This is a genomic window from Rhizobium hidalgonense, from assembly GCF_005862185.2.
Lineage (GTDB): Bacteria > Pseudomonadota > Alphaproteobacteria > Rhizobiales > Rhizobiaceae > Rhizobium > Rhizobium hidalgonense.
The window spans coordinates 692,677-716,677 of the sequence record NZ_CP054028.1; the positions used below are offsets into that span (position 1 = coordinate 692,677).

The following is a 24,001-nucleotide window of genomic DNA, read 5'->3' on the forward strand; positions in this document are numbered from 1 at the left end:
CGCTCATCGAATTTGAAAACCGTGTGATGGCGGATCACGGTCGTCAAAAAAAATGGTGTTGTGGCCGATGACGCGCGCCCAGGCTCCGATGTTTGGAAGGCTCCCGCCATAGAGTCCAATCCTTGCCTCGGCCTCGACCCGGCCTTCGAAAATGGTTCCGATCAGGCTTTCATGACGGTATCTCGACCTGACGTCGAGCCGCCCCTTCCATTCTGTTCCCAAAATCGAGCGGCACTCTGCGTTATGCGGTCAACCACCATAGTCAGTATCACGACAGCGATCGCTCCATTGATTGGAGTGGCGATGTCGAGTGTCCTGATCGCGCCGTGGGGATCGCCCCTCCGAGCCGTCGAGCCGCCGATACCGGCGACAATGATGCCGAAGGCCATCATCAGGCTCCGTTTTGTGCCTGGCATGATGCTCGGCAGCGGAAAGAGGAGGCGGATCTTGATGAACATCTTTGCTGGCACCATCCCGAGCGCCTCTTCAAGTTCGGTGAACTCCTTTGTCCAGCGAGATCAGGCGGCTTGCCACGGCACTGCGACGATCGTGGTCGCGATCGGCGGCGTGGTCTACCCATAGCCGAGCAGGGCAATCGCCGGCAGCAGGCAGTGTAGGGCGGAAACGCCTGATCAGATCGAGACCGGTTCCAAGAAGCGATCGAAGGTGGTGGAAGCCGGCGATGGCGACCGCAGTTAGCACCAAAGTGCCCATCGTCCTCGGCCAAGCCCCACGAAAACACAGCGCCATTGCGACGCCGCTGAGCAGGGCTAATATTGACCGGCCGCTATATCGGGGCACCGGCGATCGCGAAGGCTCCGATTGCGAATGGCGGCGGCATCGGGGGGCGCCCGTTAGGCGCTCCCCGAAGAGCTACGCGCCGAGAACGCCACTTTTCTTGGCGGTCCAGGTTGCGATGTAGTCCATCAGGCCGGGCGAGAGGCAATCATAGGGCTCGAGGCCCGACGCCTTCAGCTGTGCTCTGACCGCGTCCATTTTCGACGGATCGAAGCCGCTTTCGATGATCGACGATACGAAGGCCGCAAAGGTCGGCTTTGCCCAGCCGGTTTCCTGGAAGCGTTCCGGATGGACGAAGGACAATCCCTGGAACGGATGTTCGCGCTCGACCGGCCCATACATATGCACGCCGCATTCCTTGCAGGCATGTCGCTGGATCAGGGCAGCAGGATCGACGACAGCGAGCTTGTCGCCGTTTTCGAGCACTTCGACGCTTTCGGTCGGCGCCACCGCTACAACCGAGAAGGCGGCACCCTCCGGCTTCCAGCACTTGGTGCAGCCGCAGGCGTGGTTGTGGGCGATGTCGCCCTTGATCCTGACCTTGACAGGGTTGCTCGTGCATTTGCACACCAGCGTCCCGCCGGCAAAAGCAGCGTCAGTCGCTCGAAAGCCTGAATCCACTGCCGGGTGAATGGCTATGCTCATTGATGTTCTCCTTCCCTCCCTGGCCGTTTGCGTTATGCCCGGCCAAGCTCTGCAATCAATTCCCCAACCTCTGCGCGTGCCAGCGCAGATGGTCCTCCATGAATGTCGAAATGAAGAAGTAGGAATGGCCGTAGCCTTCCTGCATGCGGAGACGTAGATTTATGCCCGCCGCTTCGCAGGCCTGCCTGAGTTCATCGGGACGCAAGCCGTCCTCCAGGAAGTTGTCGGCCGTCCCCTGATCGACGAGGAGTTCGGGGAACCGATGCCCGTCTTCGATCAGCGAGCAGGAATCATAGGCCCGCCAGGTCGCCTCGTCGGCGCCGAGATATTTCCGCAAGGCCGGTTTCGACCAGCCGGAGACCGAGGGATGGCTGATCGGCGCAAAGGCCGAGCAGCTTCGGAAGCGGTCCGGATTCTTGAGCGCGATGGTGATCGCACCATGGCCGCCCATCGAGTGGCCGAACATCCCCTGGCGGCCAATGTCGACGGGAAATTCCGCGGCAAGCAGCCGCGGCAACTCCTCGGTGATGTAGCTGTACATGCGGTAATTCGCCGAAAACGGCGGCTGGGTGGCGTCAACATAAAAGCCGGCGCCCTTGCCGAACTGCCAATTGTCGGATTCGTCCGGAACATGGTCGCCACGGGGGCTGGTATCCGGGCAGACGATGATCAGTCCGAGCTCGGCGGCAAGCCGCCGATACTCGCCCTTATCCATGACATTGGCATGGGTGCAGGTCAGGCCGGACAGGTACCAGAGAACCGGGCAATTGCCCTTAGCCGCCTGCGGCGGCACGAAGACAGCAAAGGTCATGTCGCAGTCGCAGGCCTCGGAGCGACTGACGTAGACCCCTTGAGTGCCGCCATGAGACTTCTCGGTCGAGATGGTTTTCATGCTTAGTAGACCACCACGCCGCGGATGCTTTCGCCCTTGTGCATCATGTCGAAGCCCTTGTTGATGTCGTCGAGCGGCATGGTGTGGGTGATCATAGGGTCGATCTGGATCTTGCCCTGCATGTACCAGTCGACGATGTCAGGCACGTCGGTGCGGCCGCGCGCGCCGCCGAAGGCAGTGCCCATCCAGTTGCGGCCGGTGACCAGCTGGAACGGACGGGTGGAGATCTCCTGGCCGGCGCCGGCAACGCCGATGATGATCGACTTGCCCCAGCCGCGGTGGGATGCTTCCAGCGCCTGGCGCATGACCTTGGTGTTGCCGGTACAGTCGAAGGTGTAGTCGGCGCCGCCGATCAGGTCGCCATTGCGCTTGGTCATATTGACGAGATGGGGAACGATGTCGTCACCGACCTCCTTCGGATTGACGAAATGCGTCATGCCGAACTTTTCGCCCCATTTCTTGCGGTCCGGGTTGATATCGACGCCGATGATCATGTCGGCGCCGGCAAGCCGCAGGCCCTGCAGCACGTTGAGGCCGATGCCGCCGAGCCCGAAGACGATGGCGGTCGAACCGATCTCGACCTTGGCGGTGTTGATGACGGCGCCGATGCCTGTCGTGACACCGCAGCCGATGTAGCAGATCTTGTCGAAGGGGGCGTCGGGATTGACCTTGGCAAGGGCAATTTCCGGCAGCACGGTGAAATTGGCGAAGGTCGAGCAGCCCATATAATGATGGATCTTGTCCTTGCCGATCGAAAAGCGCGAGGTGCCGTCCGGCATCAGACCCTGGCCCTGGGTCGAGCGGATCGCTGTGCAGAGATTGGTCTTGCGCGACAGGCAGGAATAACATTCGCGGCATTCCGGCGTATAGAGCGGGATGACGTGATCGCCCTTCTTCACCGAGGTGACACCCGGCCCGACATCGACGACGATGCCGGCGCCTTCATGGCCGAGGATGGCCGGAAACAGGCCTTCCGGATCGGCACCTGACAGGGTGAAATCGTCGGTGTGGCAGATGCCGGTCGCCTTGACCTCGACCAGCACTTCACCGGCCCGCGGTCCTTCCAGCTGCACGGTCATCACTTCCAGCGGTTTGCCGGCCTGAACGGCTACGGCGGCGCGAACGTCCATTTCGATATCCTTCCTCAAATCGAATTCTGACTGCTATATGCTCGAATAGACTGGCCTCTTGACCGGCCTTAGCCGATCGCTGCCAAGATCACCCCATCACGTCTCCGGCTCAACTTGGCACCAAACCGCGAGAAGCGGCTTTGCCGTGCATCTAATCGCGAAGGATTGCCCTGCATCGTTAGCAAAGACTGTGCCGGTGGCGGCAGAAAACCATTGGGAATCGCCAAGGCAGATTTCAGCCGGCGAAAACAGAAGGAAGGCGCGGGGCTGCGTCTGAACATGATCGGGAAACCGGGTGTAGCGGTCCATATAGATCACCCCGACCCTGAGGTCGGCGCGCTCCTCCATGCCCCCGGGACCGACCACAACAGCATGAGAATGGGTGTTGCCAAAATTCAGGCTTGCAAACGGACCCGAACGGCCGCGTCGCCAGAGCAGGCTGTCGGCAAGGCTTCTGAATTGCCCGGCAATCGCCTCGTATTTCCGTCCCGATTTGGCAAGATGGCCGATGGCGTCATCCAGCCCCTCCGGCGCACCGGGAAGAGGCCCACCCTCCAGCGGGCGCACCTTGCCTGTTTTGAGCAGCCTCTGCAGAACCTTGCCGGCGACGAAACTGGCGACGGCAGGGGCGTCGGCCGACAGCATCAGGCCGCCGACGTCGTTGAGGAACTCCTGCAGCGGCCGAGGACGCCTTTCCCTGCCGATGTCGTGCAGCCTGATATAGGCCGGCTTTTCCTCGTCGTTCAGAAGAAGATCGGCCCCACGTTTGATTGGACGTCCCACCGCGCGCGCCACGTTCAGTCCCCTCGCTTAGAGCGCCTTTTGCAATTCCGGCAGCGCCTCGAACAGATCGGCGACCAGGCCGTAATCGGCGACCTGGAAGATCGGCGCCTCCTCGTCCTTGTTGATCGCGACGATCACCTTGCTGTCCTTCATGCCGGCCAGATGCTGGATGGCCCCGGAGATGCCGGCGGCGATATAGAGATCGGGCGCCACAACCTTGCCGGTCTGGCCGACCTGCCAGTCGTTCGGCGCATAACCGGCATCGACGGCGGCTCTGGATGCGCCGACGGCAGCCCCGAGCTTGTCGGCCAGCGGCAGGATGACTTCCTTGAACTTCTCCGCCGAACCGAGTGCCCTTCCGCCGGAGAGAATGATCTTCGCCGAGGTCAGTTCCGGACGGTCGGAAGCCGACAGCGCGTCCTTGACGAAAGTCGACAGACCCGGATTGGAGACCGCCGGGACCGCCTCGACGCTGGCCGAGCCGCCTTCAGATGCCGAAGCAAACGAGGCGGTGCGCACGGTGATGACCTTCTTGGCATCGCTTGCCTGCACCGTCTGGATGGCATTGCCGGCATAGATCGGCCGCTTGAACGTATCGGCGGAGACGACTTCGATGATCTCCGAGACCTGGGCGACATCGAGCAGGGCGGCGACGCGCGGCAGCACGTTCTTGCCGACCGAGGTGGCGGCAGAGATGATCGTGTCGTAACCGGCAGCAAGCGAGACGATCAGATCGGCCAGCGGTTCGGCCAGATTGTTGGCGAGCGCGTCGCTTTCGGCCAGCAGCACCTTGGTGACGCCGGAGAGTTTGGCCGCCGCATCGGTCGCAGGCTTGGCGCCCTTGCCGGCAACGAGGATATGAATATCGCTCGCCTGTCCCTTGGCGATCTGGGAAGCGGCCGTCAGTGCCTTGGCGGTCTGGTCGGAAAGGCTCGAATTGTCGTGATCGGCCAGAAGAAGAATGGTCATGATGTTGTTCTCTCTTTCCCAGCCTTAAAGCACGCCGGCTTCGTTCTTCAGCTTGTCGACAAGCTCAGTGACCGACTTGACCTTGACGCCGGCCTTGCGGCCACTCGGCTCCTCGGTCTTCAGCACCTTCAGCCGCGGCGTCATGGAGACGCCGAAGTCAGCCGGGCTCTTCTTGTCGAGCGGCTTCTTCTTCGCCTTCATGATGTTGGGCAGCGAGGCATAACGCGGTTCGTTCAGGCGAAGGTCGGATGTGACCACCGCCGGCAGCTTGATCTCGATCGTCTGCAGGCCGCCATCGACCTCGCGGGTGACCTGAGCCTTGCCGTCACCGATTTCGATCTTCGAGGCGAAGGTCGCCTGGGCCGAGCCCAGGAGTGCTGCCAGCATCTGGCCGGTCTGGTTCGAATCGTCGTCGATCGCCTGTTTGCCGACGATGACAAGACCCGGCTGTTCGGCATCGGCCACACCCTTGAGGATCTTGGCGACGGCCAGCGGCTCGACCGCATCGTCGGTCTCGACCAGGATCGCCCGGTCGGCGCCCATGGCCAGCGCCGTCCTCAGCGTCTCCTCGGCCTTGGCAGGACCGATCGACACCACCACCACTTCCTCGGCCTTGCCGGCTTCCTTCAGCCGCAGCGCCTCTTCCACCGAGATCTCGTCGAACGGGTTCATCGACATCTTCACATTGGCAAGCTCGACACCGGAACCATCCGGCTTCACCCGGATCTTCACGTTGTAGTCCACAACCCGTTTGACTGGCACGAGAACCTTCATTTGCAAAACCCCTTTATTTCTAGACTGCCGGCCATCAGTGCGGCCGTTCGGAAAGCAGCGCCCAGAAGGCGAAGAGCGGTGTATCCACCGACCTCATGGCATGTTTGATCCCGGGGATATTGTAGAACGATCCGCCGATACCAGGCGAAAACCAGTCCCCCTCCCCCTGTTGAAACTCTCCCTCGGAAAGCACCAGATAAACTTCCTCCGGCGGGTGGTCGTGATCGGGATAGCGCACGTGCGGCGCCAGCAATGTCACACCCAACCAAAGGTCGCTCCGCTCCTCCAATCCTCCCGGGCCGATGAGCATAGCATTGGCGTGGCCATCGACGAAATTGTCGCCGGCGGTGTGGTCATACTTGGTGCGTCGGCGCCATTCAAGCATCGGCTCGATGCCTTTGAACGCCTCAATCAACCGCGCCAGCGAAGGATCGTACGAGGGATCAACCGCAAGCGCCACATCAAGCTCAGCGCAGACGGGCAACCGGCGTCCCTCGCCCACACGCGCGACCCCCGGCTGCTCCAGCGCCGCAAAAAATTGGCGGATCGAGCGCCGGGCCTCCGGGGCCTTCGCGTACCGATCGAAAGCAACAGACGCGGCATCCACGAAAGACTGGAGGCTTTCCTCGCGTAAACTCATATCACCCCCCGAAATGACCGGCCGACGAGCGGCCGCTCCTGCAATCATATATCCTTGGCGATGCGCAAGCCGTCATAAATGGCGGCATGCGTATTGCGCGCAGCGACAGCATCGCCGATCCTAAACAGCTGGAACCTGCCCTCGGGATTGCGCATGACGGACTGCGGCTCTCCCGAAAGAAGCTGGTCGTACGACATCTCGCCGAGATTGCTAGAGCTGGGCTTCAGCTCGAAATAGAGTTCATCGAGCGGGATGGTCCCGTGATTGACGACGATCTGGTCGAAGCTGCTCTGCTTGGCAATCCCGCCGTAATCGCTGCCGACATGGGCGACGAGCTGGTTACCGCTCTTCTCGACGGCCTCCAGACGATAGGTGACCGTGAAGGTCACGTCATGCTTCTGGAGAGAGCGCATATAAGGCACCAGGTTCATGGCCATGACCTCGGGCGCAAAGGACCGGTCCGGCGTCATGATCTCGACCTTAGCGCCCGCCTTGGCAAGAAACTCCGCCGCCTGTAGACCGGCATGGTCGCCGGCATCGTCAAAAACAAGCACGTTGGTGCCAGGCTTCACGTCACCGGAGATGATATCCCACGAAGAGACCACCAGTTCGTTGCCGCGCGAAAGAACCTCGGTATGCGGCAAGCCGCCGGTCGCGACGATGACGACGTCGGGGCGCTCGGCTTCGATCATGCCGGCTTCCGCCCATGTATTGAAGTGGAAGGTGACGTCGTATTTCTCGCACTGGCTCATGCGCCAGTCGATAATGCTGATCATTTCCCTGCGGCGCTCGCTTTGGGCAGTGAGCCGGACCTGTCCGCCGGCATTGTTCGCCGCTTCGAAGACCACGACCTGATGGCCGCGTTCTCCAGCGACGCGCGCCGCTTCCAGACCCGCCGGGCCGGCGCCGACGATGACGACCTTTTTCTTGGCGTTGGCCTTCGCGACGATATGCGGCATGGTCAATTCGCGGCCGGTCGCAGCATTATGGATGCAGTAGGCGGCTCCGCCCTGGTAGATGCGATCGAGGCAGTAATTGGCGCCGACGCAGGGGCGAATATCCTCTTCCCGCTTCTCGATGATCTTGCGGACGATGTGCGGGTCGGTCATGTGGGCGCGGGTCATGCCGATCATGTCGACCTTGCCGGCGGCAATTGCGTGGCGGGCGGTGGCGACATCAGGAATCTTCGCCGCATGGAAGGTCGGAAAGTCGGTCGCGGCGCGGATTTCGCCGGCGAAGTCGAGATGCGGCGAATTCGCCATGCCCTGGATCGGGATCACGTCGGTGAGACCCGCGTCGGTATCGATGTGGCCGCGGATCACGTTCAGGTAATCGATGAGGCCACTTTCCTTCAGGCGCCTGGAGATTTCGATCCCTTCGGCCTTGCCGGTGCCGCCGGGAAGACATTCGTCGGCGGTATAGCGCAGGCCGAGAATGAAATCGTCGCCCACTCTTTTGCGGATCGCCTTGAACACATCGAAACAGAAGCGCAGACGATTATCCAGCGAGCCGCCATAGGGACCGTCGAGTTCGTTGGCGAGCGGAGACACGAACTGGTCGATCAGGTGACCGTAGGCCTCCAGTTCGACACCGTCCATGCCGCCCGCCTTCATGCGCTCGGCCGCATCGGCGAAATCCTTGATGATGCGCTCGATATCCCAATCTTCCATCTTCTTCGGGAAGGCGCGGTGAGAAGCCTCGCGATGATGCGAGGGGGCAATGACCGGCAGCCAGTCGCCCTTGTCCCAGCGGGTGCGCCGGCCAAGATGGGTGAGCTGGATCATGATTGCCGCACCCTCTTCATGCACGGCATCGGTCATCTCCCTGATCCAGGGAACGATCTCGTCCTTATAGGCAAGCAGGTTGTTGAAGACAGGCGGGCTATCCTTGGAGACGGCCGCCGAGCCCGCTGTCATCGTCAAAGCCACCCCGCCCTTTGCGCGCTCTACCGTATAGGCGCGATATTTTCCCTTCGGCATGCCGTCTTCCGGATAGGCCGGCTCGTGAGAGGTTACGATGATACGGTTGCGCAACTTCAAATGCTTGAGCTGATAGGGCTGCAGAAGGGGATCGTTCGACATGGGCCGTGGTTCCGGATTAAAACATCGAGGGAGACGCTAGGCGCTATGTACATAGGTGTCAACGTGGAAAACAGTTAAGTCATCGTTTTCGACACCAATGTACATTTTCCTTGTGCGCGGCCTCATAATTTGATAGGAGATAACGCATGGATCAGTCTTTGAACGACACCGGCTGGCGCGGATCGCAAGAGGGATGGCTGGAGGCAGCTTATCACTCTCTGTTGGACTCCGGCGTAGATTCGGTGAAAATTCTGCCGCTGGCCAAGAAGCTCAATCTCTCGCGCACGAGCTTCTACTGGTTCTTCAAGGATCGGGAGGAACTGCTGAGCGCGCTCGTGGCGCTATGGCGCGACAAAAACACCGGCAATATTGTCAAGCGGTCGGAAGCCTATGCGGAATCGCTGGCCGAAGCGATGCTCAATGTCTTCGATTGCTGGCTCGACAATGATCTGTTCGACGCGAAATTCGAATTTGCCGTGCGCAGCTGGGCGCTGCAATCCGACGAGCTTCTCGCAGAGGTCCAGCAGGCCGATCAGATCCGGCTGGAGGCGCTCAAGCGCATGTTTATGCGGTTCGGCTTACCAGAAACGACATCGGATGTCAGAGCGCGAACAACTTACCTCGTTCAGATCGGTTACATTTCCATGCAGTCAAGGGAGGATATTGCCGTCCGCATGAAACGGATTCCGGAGTATATTGCGATCTACACGGGCGAAGTGCCGCAGCAGAGGGAGCTTGATCGCTTCTTCTCCCGGCATGGCCATCGGCCCGGCTAGAGGAGGCCCGGATGAGCGTTTCCTTGAGGATCGGCATCATTGGCGGCGGCGGCTGGCTTGGCGGCGCAATCGCTGGCTCGATCCTCGATGCCGGCTTGGTCGATGCTCGAAATCTCTCGCTCTCCTATCGTAGCGATCGCCCAGCCCATTTTCCGAATTCTTTCTGGACGACCGACAATCAGGCGCTTGCCGACCGCTCCGACTTGATCCTTCTCTCCATCCGCCCCACCGACTGGCATCCCCTTGCGGTTGATGCCAAAGGCAAGCTCGTCATATCGATCATGGCGGGCATTCGCCTCACCGCTCTTTCCCAACGCCACAAGACTGCTCGCATCGTCCGCGCCCTTCCGAATGCTGCTGCTGAAGTGTCAAAATCCTATACGCCCTGGATCGGCACGAACGAGGTCACCGAAGAAGACCGCGCCATCGTCCGCGCAATTTTCAGCACATGCGGATCCGAGGACGAAGTCGCAAGGGAAAGCGACATCGATTACCTGACGGGCCTTTCCGGATCCGGACCGGCATTCCCGGCACTGCTGGCGGCCGCCATGATGCGCGACGCTGTTGCCCATGGCCTGCCGGCAGAGATTGCGCGCCGCGCCGTCAGCACCGTGATATCAGGCGCCGGTCGCCTGCTGGAGCGCCACGACGAATCTCCAGACCATATCGTTCGGGCCTTTCTCGACTATCGCGGCACCACCGCAGCAGCCATCGAAGGCATGCGCGCAGCGGGGTTCGACGCTTCGGTCGCCAAGGGGTTGTCTGCAGCATTTGAGAGATCGGTGAGTATGGGAAAGGCTTCCTGACAACCGTTGGGGCGGGCACTGCGGCACCCCGCTCGACACGACAAGCCGCTAAACAGAGGGAACGAGAATGAAGAAATTACTTGCATCGACGTGTTTGACGTTCGGCCTGATCGGCGGCGCGTCATACGCCAGCGCCGCCGAATGCGGCAGCGTCACCATCGCCAGCATGAACTGGCAGAGCGCCGAAGTTCTCTCCAACCTGGACAAGTTCATCCTGAACGAAGGCTATGGCTGCAGTGCCGACATCACCGTCGGCGACACCGTCCCGACGATCACCTCCATGGCCGAAAAGGGCCAGCCGGATATCGCGCCCGAAGCCTGGATCGACCTGCTGCCCGACGTCGTCAAGAAGGGCACCGAAGAAGGCCGCATCGTTCAGGTCGGCTCGCCGCTGCCGGATGGCGGCGTACAGGGCTGGTGGATTCCCAAATATCTTGCCGAGGCTCATCCCGATATCAAGACCATCGGCGACGTGCTGAAGCATCCGGAACTCTTCCCCGATCCTGAAGACGCGAAGAAGGGTGCCATCTACAACGGCCCGCAGGGCTGGGGCGGCACTGTCGTCACCACGCAGCTCTACAAGGCCTTCAGCGCCGACAAGGCCGGCTTTACCCTCGTCGATACCGGTTCGGCTGCCGGTCTCGATGGTTCGATCGCCAAGGCTTACGAACGCAAGGCTGGCTGGGCCGGTTACTACTGGGCGCCGACCGCGCTGCTCGGCAAATACGAGATGGTCAAGCTCGAAGCCGGCGTGCCGAACGATGCCGCCGAATGGAAGCGCTGCAACACTGTCGCCGATTGCCCGGACCCCAAGCCCAATGCATGGCCGGTCGATCACGTCGTGACCCTGGTTGCAAAGCCTTTCTCGGAAAAGGCCGGCCCCGAGGTCATGGACTATCTTTCGAAGCGCTCCTGGAGCAATGAAACGGTCAACAAGCTGATGGCCTGGATGACCGACAACCAGGCGACCGGCGAAGATGGTGCCAAGCACTTCCTTGAGGAAAACAAGGACATCTGGACCAAGTGGGTCTCGCCGGAGGCAGCCAAGAAGATCGAAGCTGCCCTCTAGAACTGGATGATTTCAGGCCGGGCTCGGTCTGAAATCCGATTTCTGTTCTCCATTGAAGCGTTAGAGCATGAGAAAGCCGCCCAGTTTCGGCATCATGCTTTAAATCCGACTATCGCGGTGCGCAAAAGGCGCACCGCTTCTCGCCGCCGACAAAACCAAAAAGACTGCCACGGCTCTTAAAGAAAAAGGGGACCCGAATGGAATGGTTTTATAAATTCCCGCATATGGATGACGACGCTCTTCGCAATCTGAAGAAGGCGATCGATGATGGTTTTCGCAGCTTTACGCGCGCTTATGGCGACGGCATCGAGACCTTGTTCTCCCCGCTGCAGCATTTTCTCATCGCTGCCGACCGCTTCATGACACAGACGCCGTGGCCGATCATCACGGCCATCATCCTGGTCATCGCCTGGTTTGCCAGCCGCAGCCTCAAGGTTGTCCTCGGCTGTCTCGTCACCCTGCTGCTGATCGGTTATTTCGACATGTGGGACGATACGATGCGGACGGTCTCGATGATCTTCGTCTGTACCGTGCTCTCCATCGCTATCGGCATTCCGACGGGGATCCTGATGGCGCGCTCCGACCGGCTGCAGCGTGTCGTCAATCCGATCCTCGACGTCATGCAGACCATGCCGAGCTTCGTCTATCTCATTCCTGTCGTCATGCTGCTTGGCATCGGCAAGGTGCCGGGACTGATCGCCGTCGTCATCTACGCCATTCCGCCGATGATTCGCCTGACCGATCTCGGCATCAGGCTGGTCGACAAGGACGTTTTGGAAGCGGCCGACGCTTTCGGAACGTCGAGTGCGCAAAAGCTCTTCAAGGTGCAGTTGCCGCTGGCGCTTCCCACTATCATGGCCGGCATCAACCAGACCATCATGATGGCGCTCGCAATGGTAGTCGTTGCCTCGATGATCGGCGTCCAGGGACTTGGCCAGCCGGTGCTGAAAGCCATTGCCAACCAGTACTTCACCTTAGGCATTTTCAACGGCCTCGCCATCGTCGGCATCGCCATCATCTTCGACCGGGTCAGCCAGGCATATGGCAAGAGGCTCCAGAAGCATCGGGAGATCGTCCATGGCTGATCAACGTTTCGGCGGCATCAAGATCCGCCACCTCTACAAGATCTTCGGCCCCAATCCCGCTGCGCATGTCGACGCAGTCAAGAAAGGATTGTCGAAGACCGAGCTCAACGAAAAGCACGGTCACGTGCTGGGCCTGAAGGATATCAATGTCGAGATCCCCTCCGGCCGTATCCAGGTCATCATGGGTCTTTCGGGTTCGGGCAAGTCGACGCTCATCCGCCACATCAACCGTCTGATCGACCCGACCGCCGGCGAAGTTCTGGTCGACGGCGTCGATGTCGTGAAGATGAACGACACGGAATTGCGAACGTTTCGCCGGCATCAGACGGCGATGGTGTTTCAGAAGTTCGCGCTTCTGCCGCACCGGAACGTTCTCGACAACACCATCTTCGGCCTTGAAGTACAGGGCATGGAGCGCCCGAAAGCCATCGACGTCGCGATGCGCTGGCTGGAGCGGGTCGGCCTGAAGGGCTTCGAACAGAAATATCCCAATCAGCTCTCCGGCGGCATGCAGCAGCGCGTCGGTCTGGCCAGGGCTCTTTCCAACGACGCCCCGGTCCTTCTGATGGACGAAGCCTATTCGGCGCTCGACCCGTTGATCCGCACCGACATGCAGACAGTGCTTCTCGATATCCAGAAGGAGATCAAGAAAACCATCGTCTTCATCACCCACGATCTCGACGAGGCGCTGCGTCTCGGCGACCAGATCGCCATCCTGCGCGACGGCGAAGTCATCCAGCAGGGCACCAGCCAGGACATCGTACTGCGCCCGGCCGACGACTACATCGCCAACTTCGTCAAGGAGGTCAATCGCGGCCGAGTCATCCATGTCGAAGCCGTGATGACGCCGCTGCACTCAGGTGCGGCGCCGGTTGGACTGGCGATTGTGGCGGGAACGACCGTCGAAGAAGCCGTCCGCATGCTGTCATCGGCGCCAGAGGGCGACGCCAGGGTGGTTTCGCCTTCCGGTGAAACCTTGGGGCTCGTCACCTTCCGTCAGCTCGCCAGTGCAATGGTGAACTCACACGAGATGGCTCCGGAGCGCGACAGCGCCCTGTCGGTCGCCCTCTGAAGCTCAAATGCGGCCGTCTTTCCGTTTCGCTGGCGACACCGGTATCATGTCGCCATTTGGGGAAACGGGAAGCCGGCCGCCGTCGGACCGTGAAGTCGCTTGATATCAAATGGCTTCTTCAGACTTGCCCGATCACACTGGCTGGCTGAGGAATTGCGCGCGTCGCGTATCGATGTCATAGAAATCGGGGGCTCCCCCAAAGCGCCTAGCCTTCTGTGACGGTATGCGACCACCTTGGAACTGTGACGCCGGAGCGCTCCCGCTGCTTCTCAAGCAGGCCCTTTCTGCGCGCCAGATGAGACATTCGAGGTCTCTGTCCGCTTTGTGCAAGCCGCGGCGCGAACATGCCTCCAGCCAGCGTTATCCTATACATTTTGCGCAAAACCAGTCCAGACTGCGTCGCGAAAAGCCGCTTGGTCGACTTTATCGGGGGCCGACAATTGCTCGATGGCCACGGTGCAATAAGATGGTTTTCGACCAAGGCCATGATGGTTTGCGGTCCTTAAGCCAAACCCGTTCATCCATCACCCCCAAAGGATGGAAGGGATCGTACATACGCACACCATCCCGTGCGTATGCATGCCTGTCTGCCTGCCGAAGGCAATAAGCGGTCCACTATAGAGCCTTCGGCAGGCGACTGCGCAGATCGCGGATCGGGGGCGTTCTCCATAACTTCAGCCTGGCGGCGAGATCGCCGCGTATGAGCCTTTAGTGGCCTCACGGATACACCCATTAATTTGCCCTTTCGCGTAATCGTTTCATCACCGATAGCCGGTGGCGTGAAGACTTGCCTATCGTTCCGAGTTCTGCCAGTTCCGGCCCTCGAGCTGCGAAACTGATCGGATGGGAGCTGTCGATAATGCATGCAACGAGTTGGTTTTTTTGACGCCCGCCACGTCCGAATTCGGCCTGTATCGGCTGGCACAAGACGCTGATCCCGCGCGGAGATCCTCCTGCTCAGCCGAGGCCTGCTGCGCTCCGGGCCCAGATCGGCTAGGATATGACCTAGCTTCGTCCATCCGCATCGATTTCTCAACACGGATCGCGGCTCACGCCCGGATGTGCGAGCAGTTGAGAAGAGCAGGGCAACGCAGCCACCCTGAACAAGGGGAACAGCATGTCCGAAAATAGCCGTGCGCCATTTTCGTTTCGGTTTCGCGGTTCGTCCTTCGACAACATGGTCGAAACGCTCGGCGGCGCCTTCGGCGCGTTCGATGCCGAGCCTGTCGGCCGCGCCCAGGACTTCCAATGGGGTTTGGATTTTTCCGCCACTGACAGCGCTGTCCTGCTGACCGGCTATCACGAGGCGGAGTTTCAGTTCAATATCGAGCCAACCGCCGATACTGCGGAGTATCTGTCGATCGTCGTGCCGCGCAGCGGCGGCATGGGGGTGGCTTATGGATCCCGCGTCGCCGAGGCGGGGGAAGGAAAATTGCTTCTCTATAATAATTTCGAACCAGACAGCGTCATCATGCACGGCCAGTCGAATGTCATCGACGAATTGCTGATCAATTGGTCGGTGATCCTGCAGACGATAGGCCAGACGTTCGAAATGCCGTTCAGCGGCTCTCTCGATCTGCTGCCCGAACTGGATCTGTCGACGCCGGTTGGCCGGACGATCGGTAACTTGACGGAGACGATCGCCATCGGCATGCGCGACGACGGCCCCTTGCTGCAGTCGCCGATCGCCATGGCGCATATGACGCAGGCGCTGGCCGATCTCGTCGTGCGCATGGTGCCGAACCGGCTGTCGCATTTCCTCGACAAGGGGCCTGCCCTCATCGCTCCCCGGCATGTGCGCAAGGCGATCGAATTCATGCAGGCCAATATCGATCAGCCGATCACCATGCCGAAGGTCGCCGAAGCCGCCGGCGTCTCCAGCCGGGCGCTCGAAACCGGCTTCCGTGCCTTCAGGGGCACCTCTCCCGCCGTCTATCTGCTGACGCTTCGCTTGCGCGCGGCGCGCCAAGACCTACTCGACCCCGAGAGCACCCAAACCATGAAGGCGATCTGCCTCAAATGGGGCTTCTTTCATTTCGGCCGGTTTTCCGCAGTCTATAAATCGACCTACGGGGAATACCCTTCCGACACCAGGAAGCGCGTCTGCCGATGATAGCGCGTCATCAGTGTGCAGCGGTTCCGGGACAACGCAACAAGAAGCAAAAGCCGTCGCTTGCGCCGAAGAAGCCGGCGGCAATGTGTAGTGCACCGTCATCGTCCTTGGTTCTCGGCGGACGATCTCAAGCAGGTCTTGGCGCTCCGCCAGGACATTGAGCTCCCGCAGTACGAGGGAATGGGCGATCCCCAGCTTGCGCGCAAAGGCGCGGCTGTCGCGCGCAATCCCGAGTTCGGCGGCGACGAGGAGGCCTGCCTGTATGGATGTCAGCCTGATATCGCCCTCTTGCGCTGCAGCCACCAGCGCGAGAAACCGATCGACCTCGGACAGTCTTTCACTCACGCAGCGTTTCGCCGGCGGAAGGACACCATGATCGACTTCGAGGTCGGCGTATCGCTTTCCTTGCCGGCGCTGCCGAGCGGCACCAGCACGTTCAGCTCGGGATAATAGCCGGCGATGCTACCCCTCGGAATGTCATAGGGCACCAGGCGGAAATTCTCAGCGATGCGCTCGATGCCGTCATCATGCTCGCCGATCACGTCGACCCGGTCGCCGGCCTCGGCATTCATCGCCGCCAGGTCGGCGGGATGAATGAAGATGACCTGCCGCTCTCCGTAGACGCCGCGATATCGGTCATCGAGACCGTAGACCGTCGTATTGTATTGATCATGCGAGCGGAATGTCTGCAGGGCAAAACGATGTCCTTCGCCCTTTCGCGCACGCTGATGCACCGTCTCCTCGGGAAGCGCCTCGGAGGAGAATGAGGCCTTGCCCGCTAGCGTATCCCACTCGCGATGGGCGGCCGCATTGCGCAGGTGGAAACCGCGCGGCTTGCGCAGGCGCTGATTGTAGTTTTCGAAGCCCGGAATGGTCGCCTCGATATGATCACGGATAAGGTCGTAATCGTCGGCGAGTTCCGCCCAGTCGACCACGGCGGAACCGACCGTCGCTTGCGCAATGCCGGCAATGATGGCGACTTCCGAGAGCAGGTATGGCGAGGCCGGACGATTGATGCCGGCGGAGCCATGCACCATGCTCATCGAATCCTCGACGCTGACGAGCTGGGAATTGCCGGCTTCGTTGAGGTCCATCTCGGTGCGTCCGAGGCAGGGCAGGATGAAGGCCGCCTCGCCTGGCATGAGATGCGAATGATTGGGTTTGGTTGCGATGTGGACCGTCAGCTTCAGCTGCCGAAGCGCCTTTTCGACGAGAGTGCTGTCGGGCGTGGCGCGCGCGAAATTGCCGCCAAGACCGATGAAGGCTTCGGCCGAACCGTCGAGCATCGCACCAATCGCGGTGAGGACATTGTGACCATGCTCGCGGGGGACGGCGAAGCGGAAGTGTTTCTCCAGCGCATCGAGGAATTCGTCCGCCGGCTGTTCGTTGATGCCGACGGTGCGGTCGCCCTGCACGTTGGAATGTCCGCGCACCGGGCAAAGGCCGGCGCCCGGCTTGCCGATATTGCCGCGCAGGAACATAAAATTGGCGATCTCGCGGATCGTCGCGACCGAATGCAGGTGCTGGGTGACACCCATAGCCCAGGTGCAGATGACGCGTTCGGCGTTGATATAGACATCGGCGGCCCGTTCGATCTCTTCCCGGCTCAGTCCCGACTGGTCCTCGATCTCAGCCCAGCTCGTCGCCTTGACCGCTGCCTGATACGCTTGAAAATCCACGCAATGTTCGGTGAGAAATGCATGGTCGAGAACGGAGGGCAGACCGGCGGCGACCGCTCTGTCTTCCGCAGCCAGCACGGCTTTGGCCATGCCGCGCACCGCCGCCATGTCGCCGCCGAGTTGCGGCTGCAGATATTGGCTGGCGATCTCGGTCGAACCGCCGCGCAGCATCTCGATCTTGTCCTGCGGGTCGGCGAAGCACTCCAGGCCGCGCTCGCGGATGGGGTTGAAGACGACAACACGCGCACCGCGGATCGCCGCCCGGCGCAGGTCGCCGAGCATTCTCGGATGGTTGGTGCCCGGGTTCTGCCCGATCACGAAGATGGCGTCCGCCTCTTCGAAATCCTCCAGAAGCACCGTGCCCTTGCCCACACCGATGGCCTGGCGCATGGCGATGCCGCTTGCTTCGTGGCACATGTTGGAGCAATCGGGAAAATTGTTGGTGCCGTAGACGCGCACGAACAGCTGGTAGAGGAAGGCGGCTTCATTGCTGGCCCGGCCCGAGGTGTAGAATTCCGCCCGGTTCGAAGTATCCAAGCCCTTCAGGATGTTGCCGATCTCGGCAAAGGCATCCTCCCACGAAACCGGCAGATAACGGTCGCTCGCCCTATCGTAGCGCATCGGATGCGTGAGGCGGCCGTTAAGTTCCAGTTGATAATCTGACAGCCGGCGCAGCTCAGATACCGTATTGTCAGCGAAAAGGGCCGGCGTTGCCCGCTTCTCCGTTGCCTCCCAGGCGACCGCCTTGACGCCGTTTTCGCAGAACTCGAACGAGGATCCGTGTTCGGGATCGCCCCAGGCGCAGCCCGGGCAGTCAAACCCATCCGGCTGGTTCGCCTTCAGCATGGTGCGCGCGCCCGAGATGGGCATGCCGCTTTGCAGCAATTGCTTGCCGCAGCTCTTCAAAGCGCCCCAACCGCCAGCTGCCGCCGATTTCTTGCCGATGAATTTTGTGTCCATGCGCCCCTGTATTGTCGAAGCGCGGAAAACATCAAGTCAACAGAAACCATGGTTCGATAGAAAAAATCTATCGAAGCGGGATCGGCTCTAACCGGCTTCCTTCATGGCATGCCGTTCCCCATTAGGCGAATGGGCCAGAATGCGGTTGCGGCCCTGCGTCTTGGCGTCGTAGAGCGCGGCGTCGGCCTCGGTCAGGAGACGGTTAGGGTTGGTCCGCAGAACGGCTCCGGTCGCACAGGATATGCCGATGCTTGCCGTCACCCGGGCGAATTCGCTGCCGGAATGAGCGATATTCTCCTCAGCCAGGCGCCTGGCGAATTGCTCGGCGACGATCATTGCCCCTTTGGCGCTGGTATCGGGGAGAAACACCACGAATTCCTCGCCGCCGTAACGGGCGACGATGTCTGCGGGCCGGCTGACGGATTGGCGCAGACACGTGCTGACGACCCGCAGGCATTGGTCTCCGGCCGGATGACCATAGGTATCGTTATAGGCCTTGAAGCGGTCGATATCGACCATCAGCAGGCTGAATGGCGTGTTCTTCCTGGCGCTGCCCGCGGTCTCGCGGGCGAAAGCTTCGTCGAAGGCGCGGCGGTTGACCATGCCGGTGAGACCATCGGTTTCGGCAAGGCTTTTCAGCTGCTCCGCCGATAGTCTGAGCGCGATTTCCGCCTGCTTCGTCGCGGTGATGTCGGAGACGACGGCCATCGCCGTGCCATCCTCGGCAAGCCTTGTCCGGATGCTGCGCCAGTCGCCGTTATGAAGCTGAACCTCTTCGTCCTTGTTGCTGTGCAGCGAGGCACTGGCGGCCTTGATCCACCCGTCCACATCCTGGGGGATACCGGGCCGCTCGCCGGTTTCGGCGACGCGGCGCAGGATGTCTCTGATATGGGCTCCGACCACGCGGGCCTCTCCAGAGAGCGGGAACGCATTGCGATACTGCTCATTGCAAAAGAGGATAAACCCCTTGCTGTCGTACATGGCGATGCCATCGGACATGCTGGCCATGGCGTGCGAGAGCAGGTTCTTGCTTTCGCGCAATTCCCGCTCCAGGGCGGTGCGCTCGGTAACATCGCGCGTTACGCCGGCAAGGCCGATCACCCGCCCCTGCTTGTCCCGCAGCGGCACTTTGGACGCGAGCAAAAACCTGCCTTCGATATACTCAGTGGAATCGATCAGCGGCACCCCGGTGTCTATGACCTGCTGCTCGAGATAATATAACTCCTCGGCGAGTGGCCGCGACATCAGATTGAAATCCGACAATCCGGTCATCTCCGCCGTCGTCCTGAAACGGAAAAGGCGGGTCATGTTTTCATTGACGGTGATGAACCGGCTGTTTCGGTCCTTTACATAGAGATAATCGGGCGACTGCGAAAATGCAGTCACCAATATGCTTCGCTCCAGCTCCCATTGCTGTGTTTTCAGCAGAACGAAACCGCCCAGAACGGTCGCGAGACAATTCAATGCGGTCAGGGGAAAGCCGACACCGGCCAGCACATGGGCATTCACTAAAGTGGGAAGCACAGCCATCGACAGGACCAATGCAGCGCCAAGGGCGAGGCTCAGCAGTGCAACGTCCTTAAGGGCCGGCGATCTCTTGCGGGTCCAGAAATGACCGGCCAAACCAATGCCCGTGGCGACGGCCATTGTGATGATACCGTCGACCATCGCCGTACCGCCAACGGCAAAACGAAATGCCATTGCCAGCGCCGCGGCGAAGGCCGCCGCGATCGGCCCTCCAAACATGCCTGCCAATGCAAGCGGCGAAAAACGCAAGTCGATATAGATGCCGGGGTGGAATTCAATCGCCAGCAATATGGATCCGATGGAGGCGCCGCCGGCTATTAGCCCGAAGGCGATTTTTTCCTGCCTGAAGGACCGGCGCTGAAACTCGATCGAAAAAAGCGCCCAGAGCGAAATTGCCAGGCACACGAAGGAAAGGTTGCCACCGAACTGCGTCCAATTGCCATTCACCGCGCTGGATCCACCTTCCAATACATGTAACGAACGCATTATAGGAGAAACTGGTTTGAGCTTGGTTAAACGGCTGCATTTTCCGATCTCGTGGGGCGGCATGGAGGATCGACCAGGCGAGGCTGGCACGCCGGCCATACTGCATGCTTAACAAACGCCCTCCCCTTGCGTGGACGCGGCCGATATTTGCAGCGTATTCCGCTGCCCAGGTAATGCCCGGCGTGGCCAGCCGGGCATGCCTTTACTTGCAAATCGCCCCGGCCAGAAAACCGCGCATCGCCTCGCCAAAGGGCGGCCGCATCATATATTCCGCTTCCACCATCTTGCTCTGGTGATAGACGGCGCGCGGATGCGAGAAGGCGAGGAAGCCGAACTTGCCGTGATAGGCGCCCATGCCCGAATGGCCGACGCCGCCGAAGGGCAGGCCTTCGGCCGTGACGTGGCTCATGCAGTCGTTGACAGTCACGCCGCCGGACGTCGTATTGTCGAGAACCCGGCGCTCCTCTTCTTGATCCTGGCTGAAGTAATAAAGGGCGAGCGGACGCGGCCGGGCGTTGATGCGATCGATGACGTCGGCGATATCGCGATAGGGAAGAACCGGCAGCACCGGCCCGAAGATTTCCTCCTGCAGCGCGCGCATCTCTTCGGTCGGATCGAGGATCAGGGTCGGCGGCATGCGGTGGGCCGGCTGCTGCGAGAAATTCTCCGCCGCCGGATTGATCTCGACGATACGGGCGCCTTTGGCTCTGGCGTCGTCGACCAGGCTCTGGACGCGGGCATGATGTCGGCCGTTGACGATCGACGTGTAATCAGGATTTTCCTTCAGCGTCGGATACATCGCCCCGACCGCCGCCGCTGCGTGCTCGGCAAAGGCTTCGACGCTTTCCTCGGGCACGTAGACATGGTCCGGCGCCAGACAGATCTGCCCGGCATTCAGCGTCTTGACGGTCATGACGCGGCGCGCCGCGTCTGCGAGATCGGCCGAGCGGCCGACGATGACGGGCGACTTGCCGCCGAGTTCCAGCGTCAGCGGCGTGAGGTTTTCCGCCGCGGCCCGCATGACATGATGGGCGACCGCAGTGCCGCCGGTGAAGATCAGATGGTCGAAGGCAAGTGATGTAAAGGCCGTGCCCGTCGCCGGCCCGCCCTGCACGACGGCAATTTCCGTTTCGTCGAAGGCGCCGGCGATGAGCGCCGCCATCAAGGCTGATGAAGCCGGCGTCACCTCCGAAGGTTTGATCATGGCGCGGTTGCCAGCGGCGAGAATGCCGGCAAGCGGCGCAAGGGCGAGCTGATAGGGGAAATTCCAGGGGCTCAGGATCCCCACGACCCCTTTCGGCTGGTAGACCACTTTGGCGACCGCATCCGGAAACAGTGCCTCGTGCTCTTCCGGTTTCAGCCATTCGGCCAGATGGGCCTTGGCATATTTGAGGGAACCGACGCAGGTGAAAACGTCGAGAAGCAGGCTTGCCTCGACGCTGCGGCTGCCGAAATCGTCCAACAGCGCTGCGGCAATCGCATCCTTATGATCGACGAGAAGGGCGATGACGCGGTCGATGCGATCGACGCGGGTTTCGATATCAGGCGGCCCTTCCTTGAGGAAGGATGCCCTTTGCCGCTCAAGCAGCGCCTTCATGGCATCGGGGCTGGTATCGGTGGCGATCGGGGTAATGGTGTTCATTCTTTCCTCCCTTGAACGGTGTCAGACAGCCGGCTGGCGCACGACCGGTTTCAGTACGATGCCCCTTTCCGAATCCTCCACCGCCCTGTTGATCTCGGCGAAATCATAGAAGGTGACGAGCCTTTCGAAAGGGAAACGCCCCTGCCTGTGGAGGTCGATCAGCAGAGGGATCAGCACGTCGGGATTGGAATCGCCCTCGACGATGCCGCGCACGCGGCGTCCGCCGGAGAGGATATGGGTGAGATCAAGCGTCAGCGTCGCGCCGTGCGGCGAAGCGCCGACGATGCCGCAGGTGCCGCGCGGCGCCAGCACTCGCACGCACTGGTCGATGACGGCGGGCACGCCGGAGGCATCGATCGCATAATCGACGCCGGCGCCGGTCAGCGCCATGATCGCGTCGACCGCATCGCCCGCCTTGCCGTTGACGATATCGGTCGCGCCGAGTTCGGCGGCAAGCGCCAGCCGCGTCTCGTTGACATCGACGGCGATGATCCTGGAAGCGCCGACGACCCGCGCCGCCATGACAGCGGCAAGCCCGACTGACCCCATGCCGAAAACCGCGAGCACTTTTCCCGGTTCGACCTTCAGCGCATTCATGACCGCGCCGGCGCCGGTCTGGATGCCGCAGGCGAGCGGCCCGAGCAGCGCGAGATCGGCATCTCTCCGCACTTTCACGATATTGCGCTCATGACAGAGCGCGTGGCTGGCGAAAGAGGATTGCCCGAAAATATTGCCGTGAACCCGCTCCCCCTCGCAGGAGAGCCCGCTCGAACCGTCGGCGCGCGACCCGAAGAAATTGCGCGGGAAGAATTCGTGGCAATAGGTCTCCTCGTGATCGTTGCAGCTCGGGCAATGGCCGCAGGAATTGAAGGTCATGACCACGTGATCGCCAGGCTTCACCTTGGCAACGCCCGGCCCGACACGTTCGACGATGCCGGCACCTTCATGACCGAGCACGACCGGCTGCGGCACCGGCAAATGCTGGTCGCGCATGACGATATCGGTATGACAGACCCCGGTCGCGACGACGCGAACCAGGATCTCCCCCTCGCGCGGCTCCTCCAGATCGAGCATCTCCAGCGAAAACGGCATATGCGGCGCACGCGCCACCGCGGCATGGATTTTCATTCTATCCTCCTCCCGATGATCGGCCCGCTCACGACCCGGCGGGCCGGCTTCACGTCCTCAGCGGCTGCGATTGTAGGCGCCGAGCCCCGGCTGATAGGTCTTGTCGTCGAGGAACTGCTTCAGGCCCTCGTCGCGCCCTTTGGTCTTGTCGAGAAACAGCATCTGCTCCAGCTTGGCGTAGATGTAATCGTCGGCGAGATCCCATGGCAGGTTGCGCACCCGCTTGTAGGTGTCCTTGGCAGCCTTCAGCGTCACCGGGTTCTTTTCGAGCAGGCTGGCGCAGATCTTGCGCACCCGGGTTTCGAGTTCGGCGAGCGGCACGGCCTCGTTGACGAGACCCATTTCCGCGGCCTTGCGCCCGCCGAACAGTTCGCCGGTCATGATGTAATAAAGGGCGTCGCGATGGCGCATCACTTCAGCGACCGCGCGGGTGACGTTGCCGCCCGGCAGGATGCCCCAGTTGATCTCGGAAAGGCCGAAATTCGCTTCCTCGGCGGCGATGGCAAGATCGCAGGAAACCAGCGGCGTGAAGGCGCCGCCAAAACACCAGCCGTTGACCATGGCGATCGTCGGCTTTTCGAAATACATCAGCCGACTCCACCAGTTGCCGGATTGGCGCCGCGCCTTCAAGGTGGCATCGCGCGGCTTGCCGTCATTGTCGCGAAAATATTCTTTCAGATCCATGCCGGCGGACCAGGATTGCCCGGCGCCGCGAAGGACGAGCACACCGCAGCGCTCGTCGCCCTCGAGCTCGTCGAGCACCTCGAGCATCCGGGCATTCAAGGCCGGGTTCATCGCATTGCGCTTTTCCGGACGGTTGAGGGTCACGAAAGCGATACCGTTGTCGAATTCGACCAGAACCGGCGATTGGTTTTCAGTCTTGTTGTTTTCAGTCATGTTGTTTTCGGTCATGGGGGTCACTCCATTGGTTTCGGCTTGAAAGCCG

21 protein-coding genes and 2 pseudogenes are annotated in these 24,001 nt (G+C 61.0%); 7 read left to right on the forward strand and 16 right to left on the reverse strand.

From position 1 onward, the window contains the following. Positions 1-3 precede the first annotated feature (3 nt). Both FFM81_RS24510 and FFM81_RS24515 read right to left on the reverse strand, forming a co-directional pair. Positions 4-207 (reverse strand): annotated as a pseudogene (locus FFM81_RS24510) (proline racemase family protein); the annotation flags it as partial. Further along, positions 162-458, reverse strand: coding sequence for an ABC transporter permease (locus tag FFM81_RS24515; RefSeq protein WP_164895920.1), 297 nt, complete (start codon positions 456-458; stop codon positions 162-164). The gene FFM81_RS24515 and the pseudogene FFM81_RS24510, both read right to left, overlap by 46 nt. Here FFM81_RS24515 and FFM81_RS33160 point away from each other — a divergent pair. After that, complete coding sequence (locus FFM81_RS33160; RefSeq protein WP_281015832.1) at positions 451-582, forward strand: hypothetical protein; 132 nt, start codon at positions 451-453, stop codon at positions 580-582. The genes FFM81_RS24515 and FFM81_RS33160 overlap by 8 nt on opposite strands. A gap of 291 nt (positions 583-873) precedes the next feature. Here the strand turns inward: FFM81_RS33160 and gfa are convergent, their stop codons facing one another. The 8 genes from gfa to FFM81_RS24555 all read right to left on the reverse strand — a co-directional run bounded on the left by gfa (position 874) and on the right by FFM81_RS24555 (position 8,712). Continuing rightward, positions 874-1,443: an S-(hydroxymethyl)glutathione synthase gene (gene gfa / locus FFM81_RS24520; protein ID WP_097534473.1), complete on the reverse strand. Its 570-nt coding sequence runs from the start codon at positions 1,441-1,443 to the stop codon at positions 874-876. A gap of 55 nt (positions 1,444-1,498) precedes the next feature. Beyond that, a complete protein-coding gene (gene fghA / locus FFM81_RS24525) occupies positions 1,499-2,335 on the reverse strand; it encodes an S-formylglutathione hydrolase (protein ID WP_025418666.1) in 837 nt (278 codons plus the stop codon). A gap of 2 nt (positions 2,336-2,337) precedes the next feature. Continuing rightward, on the reverse strand, positions 2,338-3,465 hold the full coding sequence (locus tag FFM81_RS24530) for an S-(hydroxymethyl)glutathione dehydrogenase/class III alcohol dehydrogenase (RefSeq protein ID WP_025416237.1): 1,128 nt from the start codon (positions 3,463-3,465) through the stop codon (positions 2,338-2,340). Positions 3,466-3,561: 96 nt separating this feature from the next. Then, positions 3,562-4,260, reverse strand: coding sequence for a dimethylsulfonioproprionate lyase family protein (locus FFM81_RS24535; protein WP_025418665.1), 699 nt, complete (start codon positions 4,258-4,260; stop codon positions 3,562-3,564). 15 nt (positions 4,261-4,275) lie between these two features. Then, on the reverse strand, positions 4,276-5,217 hold the full coding sequence (locus FFM81_RS24540) for an electron transfer flavoprotein subunit alpha/FixB family protein (protein ID WP_173883840.1): 942 nt from the start codon (positions 5,215-5,217) through the stop codon (positions 4,276-4,278). 24 nt (positions 5,218-5,241) lie between these two features. Then, positions 5,242-5,991 (reverse strand): electron transfer flavoprotein subunit beta/FixA family protein, encoded by a 750-nt coding sequence (locus FFM81_RS24545; protein WP_173883841.1) that lies wholly within the window; start codon positions 5,989-5,991, stop codon positions 5,242-5,244. A gap of 34 nt (positions 5,992-6,025) precedes the next feature. Beyond that, complete coding sequence (locus FFM81_RS24550; RefSeq protein WP_003568822.1) at positions 6,026-6,631, reverse strand: dimethylsulfoniopropionate lyase; 606 nt, start codon at positions 6,629-6,631, stop codon at positions 6,026-6,028. A 44-nt stretch (positions 6,632-6,675) separates the two neighbouring features. Then, positions 6,676-8,712, reverse strand: coding sequence for an NADH:flavin oxidoreductase (locus FFM81_RS24555; RefSeq protein ID WP_138386078.1), 2,037 nt, complete (start codon positions 8,710-8,712; stop codon positions 6,676-6,678). Positions 8,713-8,858: 146 nt separating this feature from the next. On the opposite strand from FFM81_RS24555, the gene FFM81_RS24560 reads away from it, so the two are divergent. The 6 genes from FFM81_RS24560 to FFM81_RS24585 all read left to right on the forward strand — a co-directional run bounded on the left by FFM81_RS24560 (position 8,859) and on the right by FFM81_RS24585 (position 15,633). After that, positions 8,859-9,488 (forward strand): TetR/AcrR family transcriptional regulator, encoded by a 630-nt coding sequence (locus tag FFM81_RS24560; RefSeq protein ID WP_003568819.1) that lies wholly within the window; start codon positions 8,859-8,861, stop codon positions 9,486-9,488. Between the two features lie 11 nt (positions 9,489-9,499). After that, on the forward strand, positions 9,500-10,294 hold the full coding sequence (locus FFM81_RS24565) for a pyrroline-5-carboxylate reductase family protein (RefSeq protein WP_138386077.1): 795 nt from the start codon (positions 9,500-9,502) through the stop codon (positions 10,292-10,294). A 67-nt stretch (positions 10,295-10,361) separates the two neighbouring features. Then, complete coding sequence (locus FFM81_RS24570) at positions 10,362-11,363, forward strand: ABC transporter substrate-binding protein (RefSeq protein WP_138386076.1); 1,002 nt, start codon at positions 10,362-10,364, stop codon at positions 11,361-11,363. 197 nt (positions 11,364-11,560) lie between these two features. Next, complete coding sequence (locus FFM81_RS24575; protein ID WP_025418659.1) at positions 11,561-12,448, forward strand: ABC transporter permease; 888 nt, start codon at positions 11,561-11,563, stop codon at positions 12,446-12,448. After that, entirely contained in the window at positions 12,441-13,520 is a 1,080-nt protein-coding gene (locus FFM81_RS24580; RefSeq protein ID WP_003568815.1) for a quaternary amine ABC transporter ATP-binding protein, read from the forward strand. Before FFM81_RS24575 ends, FFM81_RS24580 begins: the two co-directional genes overlap by 8 nt. 1,117 nt (positions 13,521-14,637) lie before the next feature. After that, positions 14,638-15,633 carry an AraC family transcriptional regulator gene (locus tag FFM81_RS24585; protein ID WP_025418658.1) on the forward strand — a complete coding sequence of 332 codons (996 nt, stop codon included), beginning with the start codon at positions 14,638-14,640 and terminating at the stop codon, positions 15,631-15,633. 75 nt (positions 15,634-15,708) lie between these two features. Here FFM81_RS24585 and FFM81_RS32850 read toward each other — a convergent pair. The 6 genes and pseudogenes from FFM81_RS32850 to FFM81_RS24610 all read right to left on the reverse strand — a co-directional run. After that, positions 15,709-15,978: pseudogene (locus tag FFM81_RS32850) on the reverse strand (hypothetical protein); the annotation flags it as partial. Further along, positions 15,975-18,272 (reverse strand): FdhF/YdeP family oxidoreductase, encoded by a 2,298-nt coding sequence (locus FFM81_RS24590; protein WP_138386075.1) that lies wholly within the window; start codon positions 18,270-18,272, stop codon positions 15,975-15,977. The pseudogene FFM81_RS32850 and the gene FFM81_RS24590, both read right to left, overlap by 4 nt. Before the next feature lie 87 nt (positions 18,273-18,359). After that, complete coding sequence (locus FFM81_RS24595) at positions 18,360-20,285, reverse strand: diguanylate cyclase (RefSeq protein WP_375165000.1); 1,926 nt, start codon at positions 20,283-20,285, stop codon at positions 18,360-18,362. A gap of 202 nt (positions 20,286-20,487) precedes the next feature. Continuing rightward, positions 20,488-21,927: a coniferyl aldehyde dehydrogenase gene (locus FFM81_RS24600; RefSeq protein WP_003568804.1), complete on the reverse strand. Its 1,440-nt coding sequence runs from the start codon at positions 21,925-21,927 to the stop codon at positions 20,488-20,490. Between the two features lie 21 nt (positions 21,928-21,948). Beyond that, positions 21,949-23,055, reverse strand: a complete 1,107-nt coding sequence (locus FFM81_RS24605) for an NAD(P)-dependent alcohol dehydrogenase (RefSeq protein WP_138386073.1) — start codon at positions 23,053-23,055, stop codon at positions 21,949-21,951. Between the two features lie 57 nt (positions 23,056-23,112). Next, on the reverse strand, positions 23,113-23,952 hold the full coding sequence (locus FFM81_RS24610) for a p-hydroxycinnamoyl CoA hydratase/lyase (protein ID WP_025418653.1): 840 nt from the start codon (positions 23,950-23,952) through the stop codon (positions 23,113-23,115). Between the last annotated feature and the right edge of the window lie 49 nt (positions 23,953-24,001).